This is a genomic window from Polaromonas sp. P1_G4 (assembly GCF_056405475.1).
Map to the genome: position 1 here is coordinate 1 of NZ_JBFUCA010000820.1, position 1,273 is coordinate 1,273.

Below are 1,273 nucleotides of genomic sequence, written 5' to 3' on the forward strand. Positions count from 1 at the left end.
CCTCTGAAGTCTTGACCCCCCAGCGCGGCCCCGCAGGCGTCTTCGCCGCCCTGGGCGACGAAACCCGCCTGCGGCTGGTGGCCGTGCTCTGCGTGGGCGGCGCCGTGTCAATTGCCCAGCTCACTTCCACCACCGACATTACCCGCCAGGCCGTTACCAAGCACCTGCATGTGCTGGCCGACGCGGGGCTGGTGCATCACGTCAAAGTGGGGCGAGAGCGCCTGTGGCAGTTTGACCCACAGCAGCTCGACGAAGCCCGTCGCTCACTGGATTTGATCGCCCAGCAGTGGGACCAGGCACTGGGCCGGTTGAAGGCCTCGATCGAGGCAGAGGCATAGCCGCTTTGCAGAAGGAAACGACGATGCCCCAGCACAAGATTTTCACGATGGCTTTTGCCAAGGTCTACCCTATGTTGGTTCAAAAAGCCGAACGCAAAGGCCGCACCAAAGAAGAAGTCGACCAGATCATTTGCTGGCTAACCGGTTATGACCAAAAGGGGCTGGACAAACAAATCAAGCTGCAGAATGATTTCGAAACTTTCTTCGCCCAGGCCCCAGCCATGCATCCGAACGTGTCGCTGATCAAAGGTGTGGTCTGCGGTGTTCGCGTAGAAGAGGTCGAAGACCCGCTGATGCAAAAAATACGCTGRCTGGACAAGCTGATTGATGAGCTTGCCAAAGGAAAGGCGATGGAGAAGATTTTGCGGCAATAACTTCTGCGGCGTGTTGGCCCATTCCGCCTTCTATTCCGCTTGCTCTTGCGCCTCACGCCAGCTGCCCTGCGCCAGGCCCTGCAGCGCATAAGGGCCGATGGAAGCGCGAATCAGGCGCAAGGTCGGAAAGCCCACGGCAGCCGTCATGCGCCGCACCTGCCGGTTGCGCCCTTCGCGAATGCCGAGTTCCAGCCATGCCGTCGGGATCGCCTTGCGCACGCGCACGGGCGGCTTGCGCTCCCACAGGCCCGGCGGTGTGTCAATCAACCGCGCGTTGGCCGGGCGCGTCATGCCGTCATTGAGTTGCACGCCCTGGCGCAGTGCGGCCAGAGCAGTCTCATCCGGCAGACCTTCCACCTGCACCCAGTAGATCTTTTCCATCTTGAAGCGCGGGTCGCTGATGCGCGCCTGTAGCGCGCCGTCGCTCGTCAGCAGCAGCAGGCCCTCGCTATCCGCGTCCAGCCGGCCGGCCACATACACGTCGGGTACCGCGATGAAATCTTTCAACCCGCGCCAGCGGCCTTCGGGCGTGAACTGGCTCAGTACGCCATAGGGTTTGTT

Annotated in this window: 3 protein-coding genes; 2 read left to right on the forward strand and 1 reads right to left on the reverse strand. The window is 61.7% G+C overall.

What is annotated here, in order from left to right; genetic code table 11:
• Positions 1 to 11 precede the first annotated feature (11 nt).
• The gene (locus AC1D1X_RS23655; RefSeq protein ID WP_477671527.1) at positions 12 to 338 is read left to right on the forward strand and encodes an ArsR/SmtB family transcription factor; all 327 of its coding nucleotides are present in this window, start codon (positions 12 to 14) and stop codon (positions 336 to 338) included.
• Between the two features lie 23 nt (positions 339 to 361).
• Positions 362 to 712 carry a DUF2200 domain-containing protein gene (locus AC1D1X_RS23660; RefSeq protein ID WP_477699393.1) on the forward strand — a complete coding sequence of 117 codons (351 nt, stop codon included), beginning with the start codon at positions 362 to 364 and terminating at the stop codon, positions 710 to 712.
• Positions 713 to 742: 30 nt separating this feature from the next.
• On the opposite strand, the gene AC1D1X_RS23665 is transcribed toward AC1D1X_RS23660, so the two are convergent.
• Positions 743 to 1,273, reverse strand: a 531-nt coding sequence (locus AC1D1X_RS23665) for a pseudouridine synthase (RefSeq protein ID WP_477699394.1), incomplete at its 5' end; no start/stop codon positions are given.